Annotated in this window: 14 protein-coding genes; all 14 read left to right on the top strand. The window is 41.8% G+C overall.

What is annotated here, in order from left to right; all coding sequences use genetic code 11:
- The first annotated feature begins 143 nt into the window (after positions 1–143).
- The 14 genes from C1S74_RS18790 (at position 144) to C1S74_RS18725 (ending at position 16600) form a co-directional block, all read left to right on the top strand.
- Positions 144–446 carry a PTS sugar transporter subunit IIB gene (locus C1S74_RS18790; RefSeq protein ID WP_038868960.1) on the top strand — a complete coding sequence of 101 codons (303 nt, stop codon included), beginning with the start codon at positions 144–146 and terminating at the stop codon, positions 444–446.
- A gap of 254 nt (positions 447–700) precedes the next feature.
- On the top strand, positions 701–1777 hold the full coding sequence (gene rsgA, locus C1S74_RS18785; protein WP_045396792.1) for a ribosome small subunit-dependent GTPase A: 1077 nt from the start codon (positions 701–703) through the stop codon (positions 1775–1777).
- 358 nt (positions 1778–2135) lie between these two features.
- Complete coding sequence (gene sstT / locus C1S74_RS18780) at positions 2136–3353, top strand: serine/threonine transporter SstT (RefSeq protein ID WP_045396789.1); 1218 nt, start codon at positions 2136–2138, stop codon at positions 3351–3353.
- 374 nt (positions 3354–3727) lie between these two features.
- A complete protein-coding gene (locus C1S74_RS18775; protein WP_045397616.1) occupies positions 3728–4183 on the top strand; it encodes a hypothetical protein in 456 nt (151 codons plus the stop codon).
- A 19-nt stretch (positions 4184–4202) separates the two neighbouring features.
- A complete protein-coding gene (locus C1S74_RS18770) occupies positions 4203–8639 on the top strand; it encodes a PAAR-like domain-containing protein (RefSeq protein ID WP_045396786.1) in 4437 nt (1478 codons plus the stop codon).
- A 12-nt stretch (positions 8640–8651) separates the two neighbouring features.
- Positions 8652–9602 carry a hypothetical protein gene (locus C1S74_RS18765; protein WP_045396784.1) on the top strand — a complete coding sequence of 317 codons (951 nt, stop codon included), beginning with the start codon at positions 8652–8654 and terminating at the stop codon, positions 9600–9602.
- 62 nt (positions 9603–9664) lie between these two features.
- On the top strand, positions 9665–10612 hold the full coding sequence (locus C1S74_RS18760; RefSeq protein WP_231578734.1) for a hypothetical protein: 948 nt from the start codon (positions 9665–9667) through the stop codon (positions 10610–10612).
- Positions 10613–10663: 51 nt separating this feature from the next.
- The gene (locus tag C1S74_RS18755; RefSeq protein WP_045396781.1) at positions 10664–11089 is read left to right on the top strand and encodes a hypothetical protein; all 426 of its coding nucleotides are present in this window, start codon (positions 10664–10666) and stop codon (positions 11087–11089) included.
- Positions 11090–11139: 50 nt separating this feature from the next.
- Entirely contained in the window at positions 11140–11565 is a 426-nt protein-coding gene (locus C1S74_RS18750) for a hypothetical protein (protein WP_156145311.1), read from the top strand.
- A 427-nt stretch (positions 11566–11992) separates the two neighbouring features.
- The gene (locus tag C1S74_RS18745) at positions 11993–13153 is read left to right on the top strand and encodes a hypothetical protein (RefSeq protein ID WP_045396777.1); all 1161 of its coding nucleotides are present in this window, start codon (positions 11993–11995) and stop codon (positions 13151–13153) included.
- A 51-nt stretch (positions 13154–13204) separates the two neighbouring features.
- Positions 13205–14275, top strand: coding sequence for a hypothetical protein (locus tag C1S74_RS18740; protein ID WP_156145310.1), 1071 nt, complete (start codon positions 13205–13207; stop codon positions 14273–14275).
- Positions 14276–14339: 64 nt separating this feature from the next.
- On the top strand, positions 14340–15023 hold the full coding sequence (locus C1S74_RS18735) for a CDP-alcohol phosphatidyltransferase family protein (RefSeq protein WP_045396771.1): 684 nt from the start codon (positions 14340–14342) through the stop codon (positions 15021–15023).
- Positions 15016–15948, top strand: a complete 933-nt coding sequence (locus tag C1S74_RS18730; protein WP_045396769.1) for a phosphatidate cytidylyltransferase — start codon at positions 15016–15018, stop codon at positions 15946–15948. The genes C1S74_RS18735 and C1S74_RS18730 overlap by 8 nt, the downstream gene beginning before the upstream one ends.
- Positions 15949–15958: 10 nt before the next feature.
- Complete coding sequence (locus C1S74_RS18725) at positions 15959–16600, top strand: lysophospholipid acyltransferase family protein (RefSeq protein ID WP_045396767.1); 642 nt, start codon at positions 15959–15961, stop codon at positions 16598–16600.
- Positions 16601–16654: the final 54 nt, after the last annotated feature.

Below are 16654 nucleotides of genomic sequence, written 5' to 3'. Positions count from 1 at the left end.
AGTTCAAAGCTCCTCCAACGTGAGGAGCTTTTTTGTTCCGCAACCATTTATCAAACCAGTGCAACATTTTGTGTTCTAAATCAGAGCGAAACAACCGCAGCTGAGATATAAACAAGGCTTTGCTTCTAAACGAGTTTCTCGCCATGTTAAAAGCCCTCTCTCGCGTCTTCAAAATGCTGACCCAAGTTAATCCAAATCTGGAACAAGATGTCGACACCGTGATACAAGCCATTGGCGGTTTGGATAACTTGGTCGAAACGGGCGCTTGCGCGACAAGACTACGCCTAACGTTAAAAAGCACCGCTATCGTGAATCAAAAAGCATTGAAAGAACACGGGGCACACGGTGTGGTGATCATCGATGACCGACATATCCAAATCATCTACGGCGTAAAAGCCAACACCTATTCACAAGAGATGGAAGAACGTCGAATAAAACACATATAAAACGCAAAGGAGTTGTAAGATTCGAATCACAGCCGCTATACTCCGGCCGTTAACTCACCAACGAAGAGGAAATATGATGATTGTAATGAATAACACTAACTGGGCAGTGAAAGGGTAAACGTCCAACTTTTTCTCGTGGCTAAGCCACAGCACCTCCCTTCTTTGCCCGGTTTCCACCGGGGTCAGCTCTATGCGAATTAGACCCTCATACGATTTGTATTAAGGCGCTTTGTGGCGTCTGGGATAATTCAACAATGAATAAAACACATTCTTTTTGTGAAACACTACTTACTCAACCTAACCCGTTAAAGCTATTAGGTTGGAAGCCTTTTTTTCAACAACAACTGACGTTAGACGATTACGAAGACACGCTCTTCGCGCGAGTGATTGCTCACCATCGCAGTGGCTATGTCGTGGTAAGCGAGCAAGGTGAAACCCATTTACCTATCCAAGCCTCACTACCCAGCATGACAGTGGGCGACTGGGTGATACTAAACCAACAACAGCAGTTTTCTCGTTTGCTTGAACGCCGCAGCTTATTCAGTCGTAAAGCCGCAGGCAGCAAGGTCGCCGAGCAGCTTATCGCCGCCAACGTGGATACCGTATTTATCGTTTGTTCAGTCAACCACGACTTTAACCTCAGCCGCATTGAGCGTTATTTAACTTTGGTCAATGAAGCCGATGTTGAGCCCGTGATTGTGCTGACCAAAGCCGATTTATGTGACGATGTCGATGAACTAAAAACTCAGGTGCAAAGGCTCGATCCATTGCTAATGGTCGAAAGCGTAAATGGCCTAGATGAATCGAGCGTAAGCAAGTTAATGAGTTGGTGCGGCGAAGGGCAAACCGTTGCTTTTATTGGCTCATCTGGTGTGGGTAAATCCACTTTAGTGAACACCCTACTAGGCCAACAAGAACAAGAAACGGGTGGTATCCGTGAAGACGACAGCAAAGGTCGACACACTACCACTTCTCGCTCTATTCACTTGTTACCTTCTGGCGGCGTCTTAATGGATACGCCAGGAATGCGTGAGATCCAATTAGCCGATTGCGAAGCTGGCGTTAGTGAGACCTTCTCTGATATCGAAGTATTAGCAGAGCAATGCCGATTTGGTGATTGTCAGCATCAAACAGAGCCAGGTTGCGCCGTTCAAGCTGCGATTGAAGATGGCACATTAGAGATGCGTCGCTTTACTAACTACCAGAAGTTACTGCGAGAACAAGCCCACAACGGCGCGACACTCGCAAAGAAGCGGGCACAAAGCAAGCAGTTTGGAAAGATGGTGCGTAATATCGTCGGAGAAAAGCGTAAACGCCAACAAGGTTACTAAGTTGTAGTATTTAGGTAATCAATAGAACAAAGGAGGCTAACGCCTCCTTTTTTAATAACTTAATGAAAAACCATCATTCATATTTGGCGACACAAATCAACACAAAAGACCAATAATGGCAACATCAAGCAAACATTTAAACTAAGAACAAACTAAAACTAGACACAAAATATTACCAAGCTAAGATATGTGATATTCAGCAAGAATATGGCTGAATTTATAAAAACAGGATAATTGATAATCAGGACGTCTTAGCAACGCAATTCCAACCTTCAGCCCTTGTTTTACAAGGAACATTACGCCGTGTAATGACTGAATTTTGCGCGCTTGCTCAGACATCACATTGCAGGAATGATGTATGCAACACAACAGTCTAGTTGCCCGATATGCTCGCGGTAACCTCGTTCTCCAAATCCTCGTCGGTATCGTCTTTGGTATCTTGCTAGCAACAATCTCTCCAAGCCATGCTCAAAGTGTTGGCATGATTGGTAGCCTTTTTGTTGGCGCACTAAAAGCCATTGCACCGATCTTGGTGTTCATTTTGGTCGCAGCGTCTATCGCGAACCAAAAGAAAAACCAACACACTTACATGCGCCCAATCGTGGTTCTTTACCTAGCGGGTACCTTCTTTGCAGCACTAACCGCGGTATTACTAAGTTTCCTTTTCCCGACCAATTTAACGCTAGTAACTGGTGCTGAAGGTGCAACGCCACCACAAGGTATCGCAGAAGTTCTACAAACCTTGTTGTTCAAACTGGTTGATAACCCAGTAAACGCATTAGTAGAAGCTAACTACATTGGTATTCTTGCTTGGGGTGTTGGTCTTGGTCTTGCACTTCACCACGCATCAGCAACGACGAAAGCGGTATTCGAAGATCTGAGCCACAGTGTTTCTCACATTGTTCGCTTCATCATTCGCCTTGCACCATTCGGTATCTTTGGTCTGGTTGCATCAACATTTGCAACAACAGGTTTTGGCGCACTAGCGAGCTACGCACACCTTCTAGCGGTACTGTTAGGTTCGATGATGATCATCGCGCTAGTCGTTAACCCAGCGATCGTATACTTTAAGACAAAAGAAAACCCATACCCATTGGTGTTCCAATGTCTACGTGAAAGTGGCGTAACGGCATTCTTCACACGCTCAAGTGCAGCAAACATTCCTGTGAACATGAACCTGTGTAAGAAGCTAGACCTAGACGAAGATACGTACTCTGTATCTATCCCACTGGGCGCGACCATCAACATGGCAGGTGCAGCAATCACCATCACGACGCTAACGCTAGCAGCAGTACACACTATGGGCATCGAAGTTGATCTAATGACAGCAGTACTTCTAAGTATTGTTGCCGCAGTATCAGCGTGTGGCGCATCTGGTGTTGCAGGTGGTTCTCTACTACTTATTCCACTGGCATGTGGTCTGTTTGGTATCTCAAACGACGTAGCAATGCAGGTTGTAGCGGTTGGTTTCATCATCGGTGTGATTCAAGACTCTGCTGAAACAGCGCTAAACAGCTCAACAGACGTTATCTTCACTGCGGCCGTTTGCAAGTCAGAACAGCAAAAAGCTCAGTAAGACTTAAGCATCTGTAAGATATAAAAATAGAAAGGGGAGCCAACGCAGCTCCCCTTTTTGTTTATCAGACACTAGAATTTGAGAACCAATACCTAGCACTTTTAGAACATCAAACACCTATTCTTCCAAGCGACAACATACGTCTAGCACTTTATTTATGAGAATGATTTTCACAATTTGACTTTCTCACCCAACCTCCAAACAAATCAAATCACTACCATTAACCAACAATAAATAGGACCTTTGGTTAAATACACCACCAAAACAGTCGTTATTAAAAGCATCAAACCAATTCTTTCCCTCTTTTCGCCATGCCACTTCTGAAGAACTTGACTGATAAAGTTAGGATTTGCTTTCTAAAACAACGCATCGCAATGAACTGGTCAAACAATCAAAAAAATGAGCAAGAGATCCATTCTCGAATTGGATGGATTAGAGAAATTCATCCAGATGGTCATCGCCTCAAAATTGATTATGAGGGAAACCCATTAACCCAGCCAATATGGGGGAGCATTGGCCGAGCCTTCACTCGGAGTCAGATTAATGCAGCAATCGACAACCAACTAGACTGTCGTGTCGAATTTTTTACGGGTGATCCCAGCCTCCCGATCCTCACCGATATCTATTTTTCACTGATAAACCACGACACGCTGATCTTAAAAGCGAATCAAGTGGTGCTTGAAGCCACTCAAGAAGTAGTCATACGGTCCGGAGAAGCCACCACCCGCCATAAGGCCAGTGATGGCAGTATTCAAACCAACGCCACATACATCAGCAGCTCTGCAGATAAGCTGCATAAGCTTCAAGGCAAGAAAATAAACCTAAACTAACCAGAAAGTGAGATAGAACATGGCAGCAACGATAGGTGCAAATGGATTAAGTGTCGTGCACAAAGGTTCCGAAGGCGAAGCGAATGCTTCTGTACCCGATGTCTGTTTAACCAAAGTCGGTAAACCTGTTGTGCCTATCCCTTATGGTAATAATGCCAAATCCTCTGACCTTGCAAATGGTTCAACTACGGTGACTGCCGATGGCGGCAACAGCATTGCACTTCAAGGCAGTACATTCTCTACCAGTACAGGTGACGCTAGCGGCGACAAAAAAGGCGTCAGTTCTGGCACAATCGAAGGTGAAGCAAAATTTGTCACCGCTTCTTCCAACGTCATTATTGAAGGGCGAGGCGTTGCTCGTCAAACCGACCAAATGACCATGAACAACGCCAATACCATGTGTTTTGGTGTTCAAAATCCGTCTGTTACTGTAGAAGAAGCGGCCGAGCCTACCTTTGGTCTTGATGTCAGCATCCGATACCCAAATGGAAAGCGCTTAACCAATGCAAACTACGCTCTCACAGATGACAGTGGCGCAACCGTTGGTAGTGGTTCTTTAGATGCTAAGGGCCAAAGTGAAGCGGTTGGCTTAAAGCCTGGTAAAGTAAAGATTAAAGCTGAAGAGAGCACCGACAACTATCAAATCAGCTCAGTCCGTCGTGAAAACCCGCACTATGTTGAATCCATATCAGATGACGAATTCTTCGATATAGCTAGTAAAGGGCAACAAACATTTTGGTTACCAGCCAGAGTCGAAACTCTAGGTACCCCTTGGGGAAGCATCGGACAATCTCTAGCAAGTGATGTTTACTTTCAAGATATTGTTGAAGCCGAAATCAAGCGCCACTTTACTCACTTCCATCCAGAAACCGCCTACGAATTTGGTAAAACTTGTGAAGCAGTGATTGGCAGTATTGATATGCCAATGCCTCATACAACAGAAACATTACTCGCCTACTCTATGCCACTGGCATTAGAAGAAGGAGAAATGTTATCGACGTTATTGCGACTGGCTCCTCATGAGACCACCGACCGAATGTTAGCTTACATGCGAGCAAGAGGTGAAGGTAATCCACAAACCTATTTAGCCAATTACGACTGGGATAACGCCCAAAAAAACATGAATGAAACTCTAGATACCTTGCTAGAGAAAATCAAAACGCGCTTAATATTCCTGCGAGATGAAGCCAGCAAACTAAAATATGCCTATCTATCTGAAGAAGTATTCGATAAACACATAGATACTGTAAGCACTTATGCTAAAGGGCTACCTGACCTCATCTCTGGAGCATTTAATAAAATGCGCAACAAAGCTGCCGCCTTACTTGCTGACACGAGTAACGTAAAGGTGATTAAAGCCGCTGATGATACACACTCAACCGAAGGTGACGGCATTGAAGCCGTGGTAAACACCACAAAAACCATCGATACGGTCGAGCCATTCATGAACGAAGTGCCTGGTGTGATTGACAATGTCATTCCGATTTATCCAGTACGTTATGGTTACGCGAATTTCTTTGATGAATTGATGCCAGCGCAAGCACCGCCGAGCATGACAGAAATGAGTAGCGCGACAGGGCTTAAAGACACCGGTGGTTATCTGCTTCGCCTTCTACGTGAAGGTTGGTTGTACATCAAAGAAGAGAACGAAGAGGAGGACTCACCTTTACACATCTTCAAGTACGCCCAAACTGAAACCGCGACAGGTGTGATTGAAAAGTTTGAGAAATACTATTTCACTAATGAAGAAAATGCCCAAGGTGGACTAACGCTCGATACCTCTTCGGGTTCCACTTTTTATCCTTTTGCGTTTGTGACGCCGAAAGCGAAAAAAATCTCTATCGTTTACTCTGAGCATGAATGGGCGGCCGAAATCATCGATAACATGAACGGTGATCAAGAGTGGCGGGGCAAAGCAATGCAGCAAGTGGATTTGAGTTCACCGCAAACCGAGTTTAGCCAAGAGGCAACGCAAGAGAACCTCAGCGCCTTGGTTGAGGATTATCGCAGAAGCGATGAGAAGTGGTTGGCTAATCAGAACAACAGTCAAGCCAATCCGATGGGGCTCGATGTTTTCACTACGGAAAATAACCACTACCTTTCCCCTTTAGGGATAGTGGAAACCATGCAAAAAAGTCACAGTGAAAAGAAAGAAGGAACACTTGTCGCTTTGTTTGATCCAGTTGGGCGGCAGGCAGACATCGCATTATCATTATCAATGTTGTTTATCGCAGAAAAGGCTTTTGAAGCAGGCAGAGTATACCCAAAGACAATTGGAGATATTATTTTACAATTGCAAAAAAGCGGCAGTGGAGTGGTCAAGGAATCTATTAATGAAAATGTCGACCTTACCGAACTAAATAACTTTTACCAAGATAATTCCGTTGTCAAAGAGCAAGCGAAAGCGCGAAGAAAAGAAATTTTAGAGCTCTATTCCGCTTTCGCTTACAAGGCGCTTTCAGATAACTCCCTAGGTTCTTTAAATGCTTATTTCGACCTTTATTTTTATTCTCAATCCCCAAAGAATAAAGTGAAAGAAATTGAAAAACTAAGCAGAGTGATGCAAGCCACGTTGGATGGAATCGAAGGTACCGAAGAAGGCCAAAAAGTTGTCTTTTATATGGTGAGTGACGAGGCTGCAGAAGATTCTGCCTACGTAACGTACCAACGGCATTTAGAGGCAATCCTACTTCAATGTCAAGATGATGTTGATTGGAGTGATGTGACCAAAGCTCTTACTAAAAACACAGCGAATATTTTAGAGTTTGTTTATTGTTGGATCAGTTCATCTTCAAAATATGTACAAAAAGGAACGATAACGTCAGCACTAATTTTAAGGCCGCTCGCTTTCACAAAGCTGTTAAACTTCATACCTATCTTCTTTGAGAAAGGATTCGGTATAAAAGAGATCGACGGACATGTGAGAATAACTCTGGACAAACTAGCAGAAGTGTTGGCCAAAAATATTGATTCTATTGGCAAACATGATAGCCCACTGAACAGAGCAATCACAGCTCATCATGCTGGAAAGAAAATGATTAATTGGGCAAATAGTCAATGGAAAAACAGAATGCCCGAATTTGAATCCAGTGCAAAAGGTGCAAAATGGCCTGAACTTGAAATTCCAAGGTTTGGTGGACGTTTCTCCAATTTTACTGCCGAGTCATCACTCGAACTACTTGGGAAAGGAGGGGATGGAGCTATCTCTATGGTTTCACTGCGCGCCAATATTGATGTCCTTATTCAGCTAATACAAAGTAGTGCCTTCGAGAAAGCTGATCCTCTCAGACGTGGAACAGAAACGGATACAATGCTCGACTATGCTAAAATAGTCACGGCTTTGTCTGCGGGCATTACCGATTTTGTTAGTGTGTCTCGCGCAAAGTTACTTCTCCAAAAGAGATTGCTCAATTCAAATGGTGTTCATTATGCATTGAGATCTGGTTTGCCTCAGTTATTGTCGACAAAGGCCATTGGGGCCAGGAACGTGATAACCGCAAAGATTGATTCGCTTATTGGTAGTCTAGAAAGCATTTCAAATGGGAGCACGATTTCTAAGCTTGTTATAATTTCTAACTTGGCAGTAATGGCTTCATCTGGCTACGGAGCTTATGACGCTTATCAAACTGGCAATCGAGCATTATTTAATGGTCATATATATACAATACTAGGATCTACCTTTTTCTTAGCTGGGCCTGTTATGACGCTAAGAAATATGGCAACGATAAGGTATGGTAATGCCTATTTCTTCCTCTTTGGCATGATATTTTTGCTCGCCGCAGATGCGGCAAAAAAAATTGGCTTTAAGTCAGATTTTGATAACTTGTTATATCGTGGGTTTTGGGGAAAAGGTGATAAATATTCGTTCTGGTATTTCGAAGATGGCGGAGAGTTCACGATTCCAAAACGCTTAGCAGTTGCTGCCAAACATTATCAAAGTGACAAATATCAACTGGCACTGCAGATTGAACAACAAGAGTTTTTAAATTATTTTTACCAGCCACGAATGCTTGTGGAAGTCTCCGAGATATCTACAACCAAAAAGTGTTATACATACGAGTTCAGACTACCAAACTTTAAGCTTGGTGAATCAAATATCATTGCGGCGGTTTACAACACAAGAGTGATAAACATAGGGCAAACTTATCCAGCAAAAAATAGTACGCAAGTTGAGGCTTCTTTAAATCCAGAAGCAACGGAAGCCTTTAGAAAAGCATTATCTGAGGCGGAGACCGATATAGAGAGATTCCCACAGTACGCCCTATCTGAGCTCTGTCAAAATTTCAATATCTACTTTTCGGTCATAATGGAGAGTGAACCTGGAGAAACACTGGAAGTTCGTTGGTATTATGAGCAAAGTCCGGGTATCACAGTACCAAAGCGTATGGTTACTCGCGAGGGTCATTTAGTAAAAACCTACCACGGCATGATTGATGGTAACTATAGCAATATTTAATAGGATTAAAAGATGAGTGAAGTCAATACTGAAGATTCCCTAGTTAGGTTTCGGTACGCGCAAAAGTTGGTGGATGGGCGAGATGAATTTGCCAATCGTAAAGTTATAGAGCCTACTGGTCAACCACCAGAGCCATTTATGCAGGTTACGGATGATATTATATCTATCCGCGATGCAAGGCACGATATTCGTTCCGTTTACCTTATTCCTGTTGTGGTAGTGGTTTGGTTTCTATTTATTTTTATATTAAGCGATTTGGGCTTAAATTCAGCTTCTATATCTCGTGGTAAAGAGTTGTTGATTCACTATCAAGAAAAAGAACAAAATGGAGGCTATTTTGATGACTATGATTCGCGAGATTATTCGTATTATAAAATAATGTTTGCTAATAATGGTGATTATTCATTGGTAAATTATATTCGAGCCGTATACAAAGTTGGTCATGAAGGTGCACGTAAAGGCTTAAAAAAACGACTTGAAGCTACTGGTGTTTCGGCTTTAATCGTTTTTCTCGTGACTGTGTTTTTCATAAGAACGTTAAGACCTACAGATATTTTCTTTGACCGAAAACGAGGGATTGTTTACACCTGGTTCTATGGACGTGTAGCCGCTTGTCGATTTGAAAACTTGGGATTCTTGGAGAAAAGTTCCGGTATTGTCTTTTACTTATACGCTGAAAATAAAAAGAGTAAAGGTGGATACGATATGGTTCCAATCAGAATACAACCTACTCGTAAAGTAATCCTTAATACTGCTCGAGACAATAATGACTTCTTTCAACAAATCTTCAACTTTATGGAAAATGGAAAAAGTGCAGTTATTACGGGCGAACAGTTTCACCGTCCGCAACCTAAAACATATTTTATGATTGATAAAAAACCAGAGCCTTTCGAAGAACGATTGGAAAAGCTTTTGGAGCGAGAACATGAGCTTCCAAAATTGTATAGGTATTTACAAGAGTAGTGAGATTTACCGCAACTAACCCGGTTCTATCGCATTATTCTCAAGGCTAGTGGAAGTGCTTAATGATGAAACGTCGATTTTGGGGCATGTTTACTACTAAAGCCCAACCTTTTTCCAAGTGGTGGCAGGAGTTTCGCTCTGAGGTAATTGTCATTCCGATGGAAGACCCACTCGACCCTATAGTGTCGGTAGATGATAAGGTGCTAACCGTAAGAACAGGCTATCATAACCGGCGCAATGCGATCCTTATTCCTCTGATGCTGGTGTTTAGCTTTTTATCGATTTATATGCTTAATGATTTGCTGCCTGATTTTGAAAGTGAGCAGGTGTATGCACATGAAATGCTCGAATATGTTGAGGAACAAAGGGCGCTGCCAAACCCATCTTACAGAACTGACGATATTGAAAAGCGTTACAGAGCACTGCTCAACGAAAATGGCGAGGTGACATGGTCTACTTATATAAGAGCTAAGGAAGTAGCCGGTACACTTGAGCATTTCATGAGTGGTTTTTATCTTTTATGCTTTTTCTTATTACCGAGCATTGCTATGTGGCTCATTTTCTTTCTAAAACCCAGAGATGCCGAAGTCTACTTTGACCGCGAACGCCAAATTGTTTACTCGTGGCGCCATGGAAGGGTTGGAGCTGCCTACTTTGATAAAATGGGGCTGATTGAAAACCAAGTTGGTATCAATATCGTGTTGCAGTTTGAAAACAAAAAGCAGAAGGGCTATCGCCCGATGGCGATTGTCGGTATTGATACGGGTAAGCTCGCTTTTCATACCGAAGCCGATACCACCTACCCATTAGCGCAAATTCTTGCGTTTATGGATCATGGTAAAGAGGCAGTTATCACAGTGCCGTCGTTTAAGCGCAAACCCGCAAAGCTATTTTGGCGAATTGATCCCAAGCCAGAAAACTTTGAAGGACGTGTAGATGCAGCATTAAAGGCTGAAGGGGATTTAGTCCAGCACTACCAAACTCGCAGGCCCAAAGGTCATGCGATATAGGCCTTTTTCCAAACAACAACTGGATAACTAGCTTGAAAAAACAAAAAATCAGTGCTCAGAGATAGAAGCGGTATCAACAAGCTCATTAAGATAAAAGATGAGTGCTTAGATGAAATAGAAATAGTCGCGTTAGATGATCCGCGAGAGCCCATTATGACGGTTAATAATCGTATTTTGGCGATTAGAAGTGGTGTGCATAATTATAGTTCACATTATGTGCTACCTATGGTTATTGGCGCTTGGTGTTTCTTGGCTTTTCTAATCTCTAACATAGGCCCAAGTCCAAGTGAAGTATATGCAGCAAAAAATGCTTTAGAGCACAAATCAGTGTTGAGTGAAGAGGATGTTAATTATTTTGAAGCCCTATTAGGTGATAGTGGAAATGCAACGACTTTTGATTATATTAATGCAGTGTTCAATTATAGCGTTGAAAGTCATAAAAAAACCTTAAAGAGAATTTGGTCATTAATTTTTTAATGTTCCTTATTTGTATAGCGCTAATCTATTGGTACTTCCGCTTTCGTATTATGGCGTATCTCTTTTTCGATAGAGAAAAACAGATTGTTTACACATGGCGCAAAGGACGTGTAGCTGCCTGTCGTTTTGAAAATATAGGTTTTCGCGAAAAGACAGTTGGTTTAAGGCTGTTTTTATATGGCGAAAAGAAAAAAGCAGGTAATGGCTATACATATAAAGAAGTCGAGTTTCTCGTTCAGCCTTCAGAAGCGATGTTTTTCAATCAAAAGCGCGACAATAATCTTCTATTAGCCCAATTATTTGCTTTTATGGACGAAGGAAAACAAGCCGTGATTAAAAGCTCTAGTTTTGAAAGAAAGCTTCCGAAAACATGGCAAACTAAAGACAAAAAGCCAGAAGATTTTGATGCGAGGCTCGATGAAATATTAAAGCATGAGCATGACTTGCCAGGCCTGTACCTCAAGCGTTTGATCTAAGATGTCCGGTGAGTCTTCTTTACGCATGAGAAGAATATGAATCGCAGCTCGAAAGGGATATTGAAAGAGAGCACCAGCGACCAGAACTTTACAATACGATACAGCCCGCTTGTGAGATTATTATCGCTAAGTTGAATTTATCTTCGGTCACAGCTGCTCAAGTACTGCCTAACTTACTCAAGCAAACACGCCCTATTAGTTCTCCAGACTAAAACTGAACAAAGTTCACAAAACGAACAACCAAGTCAAGCTCAAAGTACTGCATTTTATCTAATGTTTATTCTATCTTGACTATAAGATAAGTTATTTACACAACAAAAAAAGTTCACCTAAACATTATTAATGGGGTTAACTGCTTTATATCAAAAGTATTAAAAACAAACTATTCAGTTAAAATTAAAAGTAAACTTATTAAAGTAAAATTTCCATGGATTTAGAGACAGTACTTTATTGGCTAAATGAAGCTACGGAGTTTTTTCAGCGCGTTTTGACTGGAGAAATCCCTATCCCTGCAATGCCTGCTATTGGCGGAAGCCTTCTCTTATTAATGGCTTCACTGAATAGAAAGCACTATCAGCCTATAATGGATTGGGTTGCCCGTTCAGAAAATCATGCTAATTCAGCACCGTACGATGATCCATTACCACCGATCATGTCAGTAAATAACGACATACTGACCATCAAAGATGCATCTTCGCATAAGCTGAGAGTGCTTTTGTTACTACCTATCTTAGCTCTCGTTTGGGCCTTTGGCCTATGGCGTATCGCTGATTTTGGGCCAAGTAATTACCTTGTTAGGGATGCTAACGCTACTTTAGAGGAATTAGAGCAAGATATAACGCCCGATAAAAGCCGATATCTCAGCATAATTTCACGCACTTCCATCAACCCGCGAACCTTTACATACGAATACTTCGTATTTACCAGAAAGCGCAGAGGCGAGGATATTGATGCCCTACTCCAAGATGACCAGCGAAGGATAAACTTCTACCAAGTGTTGATATCCGACAAGGAAACAAGCTCACCAATTCGATATATAAAAGCAATAAATTCACATGGCACAGAGTCAGAAAAAGAACGATTAAAAGAAACAATGAGATTTAATGCCGCTTATCTCTTATTCGCCATCATTATATCTGCCGCCATTCTTGCCATTCCTCGCAGAGCTTATCTGCACTTTGATCGAAAACAAGGGATTGTTTACACATGGCGTTTAGGCAAAATCTCTGCATGCTCATTTCAGAACCTAGGCTATCGATACATCGATTTACATGGCGGATTTTTTTGCCTACTCGGTGAGAAAGCTTTGGCTTTCAGTACCTTTAAGCCTCGTACTTTTTGTCTCGAAACCACCTCACGAAACCATGTAAATAGTGAACAAGGAAACCAAAATTTCCTGCTAGCCCAGATAGTTGACTTCATGAAGTATGGCAAACAAGCAATAATTACGGGCGAGGTATTTGAAAGAGCCCCTCCTAAAACTTACTTTTTTATTTCTAAAAAACCAAAGCGCTTCGAAGAGAGATTAGAAAGAATACTGAGTAAAGAACATGAGCTACCCGCTATTTACAAGGCAAAGAAGTTATAGGGAATGCTTGTAAGCAATCGATATGCTACAGAGACGAATATTATAACTAACATGAATAAAAAACTTTTTGAACAAGCTTTCATTCACCGTCTACTCATCGAACAGAACTATAGTTTGTTAATCGATGCTGACGAGCAAACAACCATGCTCCCTGAGCAAGAGGAATGGGAGTACAAACTAGAACATAGCGAACCGGACTCTCTTGAACAGAATGTTTTAGACTACCTCGAAGCATGCCAAAGCTATCACGACAGCCTACCAACGGTTGGAGGGAGTTTGGATAGAGCAGTCACTCAAGGAGAAAGTGATGACACCTGGAAACCTAATAGAGTTACACTTCCTGAGCTTTTGCCCCTTAAACACTATGGTTCTAGAATTTTAGTGAAGGCAACTCCAGTCAACACTCAAATCATCTTGTTTTCTGAACCAAGCCATTCACTTCCTAGTCGTGAATGGCTTGTCCAACTTTGTAATAATGTTCGAAGAGAAGTTCTAGCAAACTATGAAATTGAAAAGAGCAGTCTTCATACCGTAGCAGTCACGACGATTCTCATTGGTGCATCTAGTAATGAACAATTTCAACTAGTGAAGAAGCTCTCAAACAAATTTGCACGAGACAAAAACTTTTTTCGGTATGTGTGTGTTGACCCTGAAAACAAGCAAGTTAGGACACCTACAACGTTTCATACAATGAAGGAAAGGCATATTATCAAAGCTGTCTTTTCTTCGAATGAACACAGCGTAGAATCTTTATATGCGAACTATCAAGCAAAGGTATTTAGCTGGTGGCGAGTTATTTTGTCAGGAAGTATTGCGTTTTTCTTAACTCACGCTTTCCTGTTGGTCTTCATAGGCTCGGATATCCCCAGCTTGTCGACCCTAAGCCAGATATTTGTACCCATGATTGTATTTACGATTACTTTTTCCACAATGAAAAATAGGCAAAAAGTCTATCAACAAGTCATGTACGGTGTGCTCATTCATGTGACATTAACTGCAGGTTTGTATATTTTGTTTCGCTCTCCCTCCAATTTAATAGAGTGGATACCACTAGCACAGATGTTATTCATAACAGGGGCACCAAGCCTACTAGTCGGCCGCGTCCTAGAAACAACTAACTAAGCAAACGTTGATGGAGAAGCACTTGGATTCAGGTGCCATTTTATATTGTCAGGAGTAATCACTTATGTTGGGTTCCGATGACTCGAACAGAAGACCATTGGCGGTAAGAAATACTGCTATTACAAAAAAGATATCTATATACCTTAATAACAAAGCAATAACCCCCAACCAAATTTCTATTATGAGTATTGTATTCGCTATAGCGGGGTTGTTAGCTTGTAGCTTCTACTTTCAATCACACAATAGTTTATGGCTATTGTCTTTTGCTCTCATGATTCAAATGCGATTGTTATGTAATCTGTTCGATGGCATGGTGGCGATCGAAGGCGGAAAGAAGACACCTGCAGGTGAGCTTTTTAACGATGTTCCCGATCGAATTGCCGACCCTCTACTTATTCTCGCCGCAGGTCTACTCACCTCCTCCCAATGGGGGATGACATTGGCCTGGTTAGCTGCAATATTCTCCATATTCACTGCCTATATAAGAGTGCTCGGGGTAAGTATGGGGTGCCCAGCAGATTTTAGTGGTCCAATGGCAAAACAACATCGCATGGCTTTGCTCACAGGCTCTGCAATCTTGCTATTCATATTATCTTGGTGGCAAGTTATGCCTTCAATCACTGATTATTTGTTTGATGTAAGCCTCGCAGTCATGGTAGTTGGCTGTATCTTTACTTGTTGGCGGAGATTGTCATTTATCTATAGCTATAAATCGGCCTCATTAGCAGAAGGGACACTGCATGATTAATCTCCCTGTACATTCATTACATATGATGGTCGCTATCGTTGCCGTTTTAGTTTTGGGAACATTGAGCTATTTATATTTATCACGCTCAAACCCAGACAAAGACTATCACGAGCTTAAATTGCGCATCCGTTCTTGGTGGTGGATGGTTGGTATCGTGTTTGTCACCTTAGCGCTGCCAACTTCTTACACCTTGGCTTTTGTTGCTTTTTTGAGCTTCATGGCATTCAAGGAGTTTTTGTCGATAGTACCAACTCGTCTAACCGATCGTAGGGTGATTTTTTGGGCGTATCTTTCCATACCGTTCCAATACTATTGGTTATCGATAGAATGGTACGGCATGTATATTATCTTTATCCCTGTATACATGTTTCTTTATCTGCCAATGGTCGCTGTCATCATCGGTGATACAAAAGGATTTATACGTTCGGCAGGAATCATACATTGGGCATTAATGCTGACTGTTTTTTGTGTCAGTCATATGGCTTACTTGCTAGTTTTACCAAGTAAAAATCCATCAGCAGGCTCAATGGGAATGTTGCTATTTTTGTTGGTGTCGACTCAATTTAACGATGTATGCCAATACGTTTGGGGCAAAGCCTTCGGTAAACATAAAATAGTCCCTAAAGTTAGCCCTAATAAAACTTGGCAAGGTTTTCTAGGAGGTGCATTAACGACTATTGTTGTCAGCTATTTTATGGCTCCTTACCTCACTCCATTAACAGCAAGCCAGGGGCTAGTCGCTGGAATCATCATTGCGTTTAGTGGCTTTATTGGTGATTTAGTCATTTCATCGGTAAAACGAGATCTAAAAATCAAAGATACAAGTTTGTTTATTCCCGGACACGGAGGGATCTTGGATAGAATCGATAGCCTAATGTTCACTGCACCATTGTTCTTCCACTACATCTATTATCTGCATTACTAAAGGAGGAAAAGTGAGAATATTTAAGTTTTTGTTCGTACTTTTATTGGTTAAACCTCTGGTTTACATCGGCCTTGGGCTCAATATCATTAACCGAAAAAACCTCCCAGCTAGTGGACCTATAGTTGTCGCAGCTAACCACAACAGTCATTTAGACACTTTAGTTCTACTCGCTCTATTTCCCATCAGTATGGTGCACAAGGTTCGCCCAGTCGCTGCGGCTGATTATTTTTTAAGAAACAAGGTCACTACTTGGCTTTCACTTAATATCCTTGGCATTATTCCTATTCAACGCTCTCCAAGTCAGTCTCAACGTGTTGCTATTTTTGAAGAGTGTCATAATGCATTAAACGAAGGTGACATTTTGCTCATTTTCCCAGAAGGAAGTCGAGGTGAACCTGAAGTAATGAGTGGCCTCAAAAAAGGCATATACCATTTAATTAAAGACCATCAAGATTGTAGTGTCCTTCCAGTCGTCATGCGCGGCTTGGGCCGCTCTTTACCAAAAGGGACCGCCATGTTTGTCCCTTTTAATTGTGATGTCGTATTGGGAGAACCTATCAAACATTTTTCAAGCGCAGATGATTTTCTGATTTGTATGGAGCAGCAATACACCCATTTAGCGCAAGAATGTATTGTCACAAATTTCGAATAGCCTTCATTATCCTTACTACGGAATGTGAATGAAAATAGAGAAATCAAGCTTTCA

The sequence above is a fragment of the Vibrio hyugaensis genome, assembly GCF_002906655.1.
Lineage (GTDB): Bacteria > Pseudomonadota > Gammaproteobacteria > Enterobacterales > Vibrionaceae > Vibrio > Vibrio hyugaensis.
The sequence above is the reverse complement of the archived record's forward strand: the minus strand, read 5'-3'. Positions and strand labels throughout refer to the sequence as shown.

What these genes read in the sequence shown, in the direction of transcription:
- C1S74_RS18790 (WP_038868960.1), top strand. Translation starts at nt 144, where the DNA reads ATGTTAAAAGCCCTCTCTCGCGTCTTCAAAATGCTGACCCAAGTTAAT.
- rsgA (WP_045396792.1), top strand. Translation starts at nt 701, where the DNA reads ATGAATAAAACACATTCTTTTTGTGAAACACTACTTACTCAACCTAAC.
- sstT (WP_045396789.1), top strand. Translation starts at nt 2,136, where the DNA reads ATGCAACACAACAGTCTAGTTGCCCGATATGCTCGCGGTAACCTCGTT.
- C1S74_RS18775 (WP_045397616.1), top strand. Translation starts at nt 3,728, where the DNA reads ATGAACTGGTCAAACAATCAAAAAAATGAGCAAGAGATCCATTCTCGA.
- C1S74_RS18770 (WP_045396786.1), top strand. Translation starts at nt 4,203, where the DNA reads ATGGCAGCAACGATAGGTGCAAATGGATTAAGTGTCGTGCACAAAGGT.
- C1S74_RS18765 (WP_045396784.1), top strand. Translation starts at nt 8,652, where the DNA reads ATGAGTGAAGTCAATACTGAAGATTCCCTAGTTAGGTTTCGGTACGCG.
- C1S74_RS18760 (WP_231578734.1), top strand. Translation starts at nt 9,665, where the DNA reads ATGATGAAACGTCGATTTTGGGGCATGTTTACTACTAAAGCCCAACCT.
- C1S74_RS18750 (WP_156145311.1), top strand. Translation starts at nt 11,140, where the DNA reads ATGGCGTATCTCTTTTTCGATAGAGAAAAACAGATTGTTTACACATGG.
- C1S74_RS18745 (WP_045396777.1), top strand. Translation starts at nt 11,993, where the DNA reads ATGGATTTAGAGACAGTACTTTATTGGCTAAATGAAGCTACGGAGTTT.
- C1S74_RS18740 (WP_156145310.1), top strand. Translation starts at nt 13,205, where the DNA reads ATGAATAAAAAACTTTTTGAACAAGCTTTCATTCACCGTCTACTCATC.
- C1S74_RS18735 (WP_045396771.1), top strand. Translation starts at nt 14,340, where the DNA reads ATGTTGGGTTCCGATGACTCGAACAGAAGACCATTGGCGGTAAGAAAT.
- C1S74_RS18730 (WP_045396769.1), top strand. Translation starts at nt 15,016, where the DNA reads ATGATTAATCTCCCTGTACATTCATTACATATGATGGTCGCTATCGTT.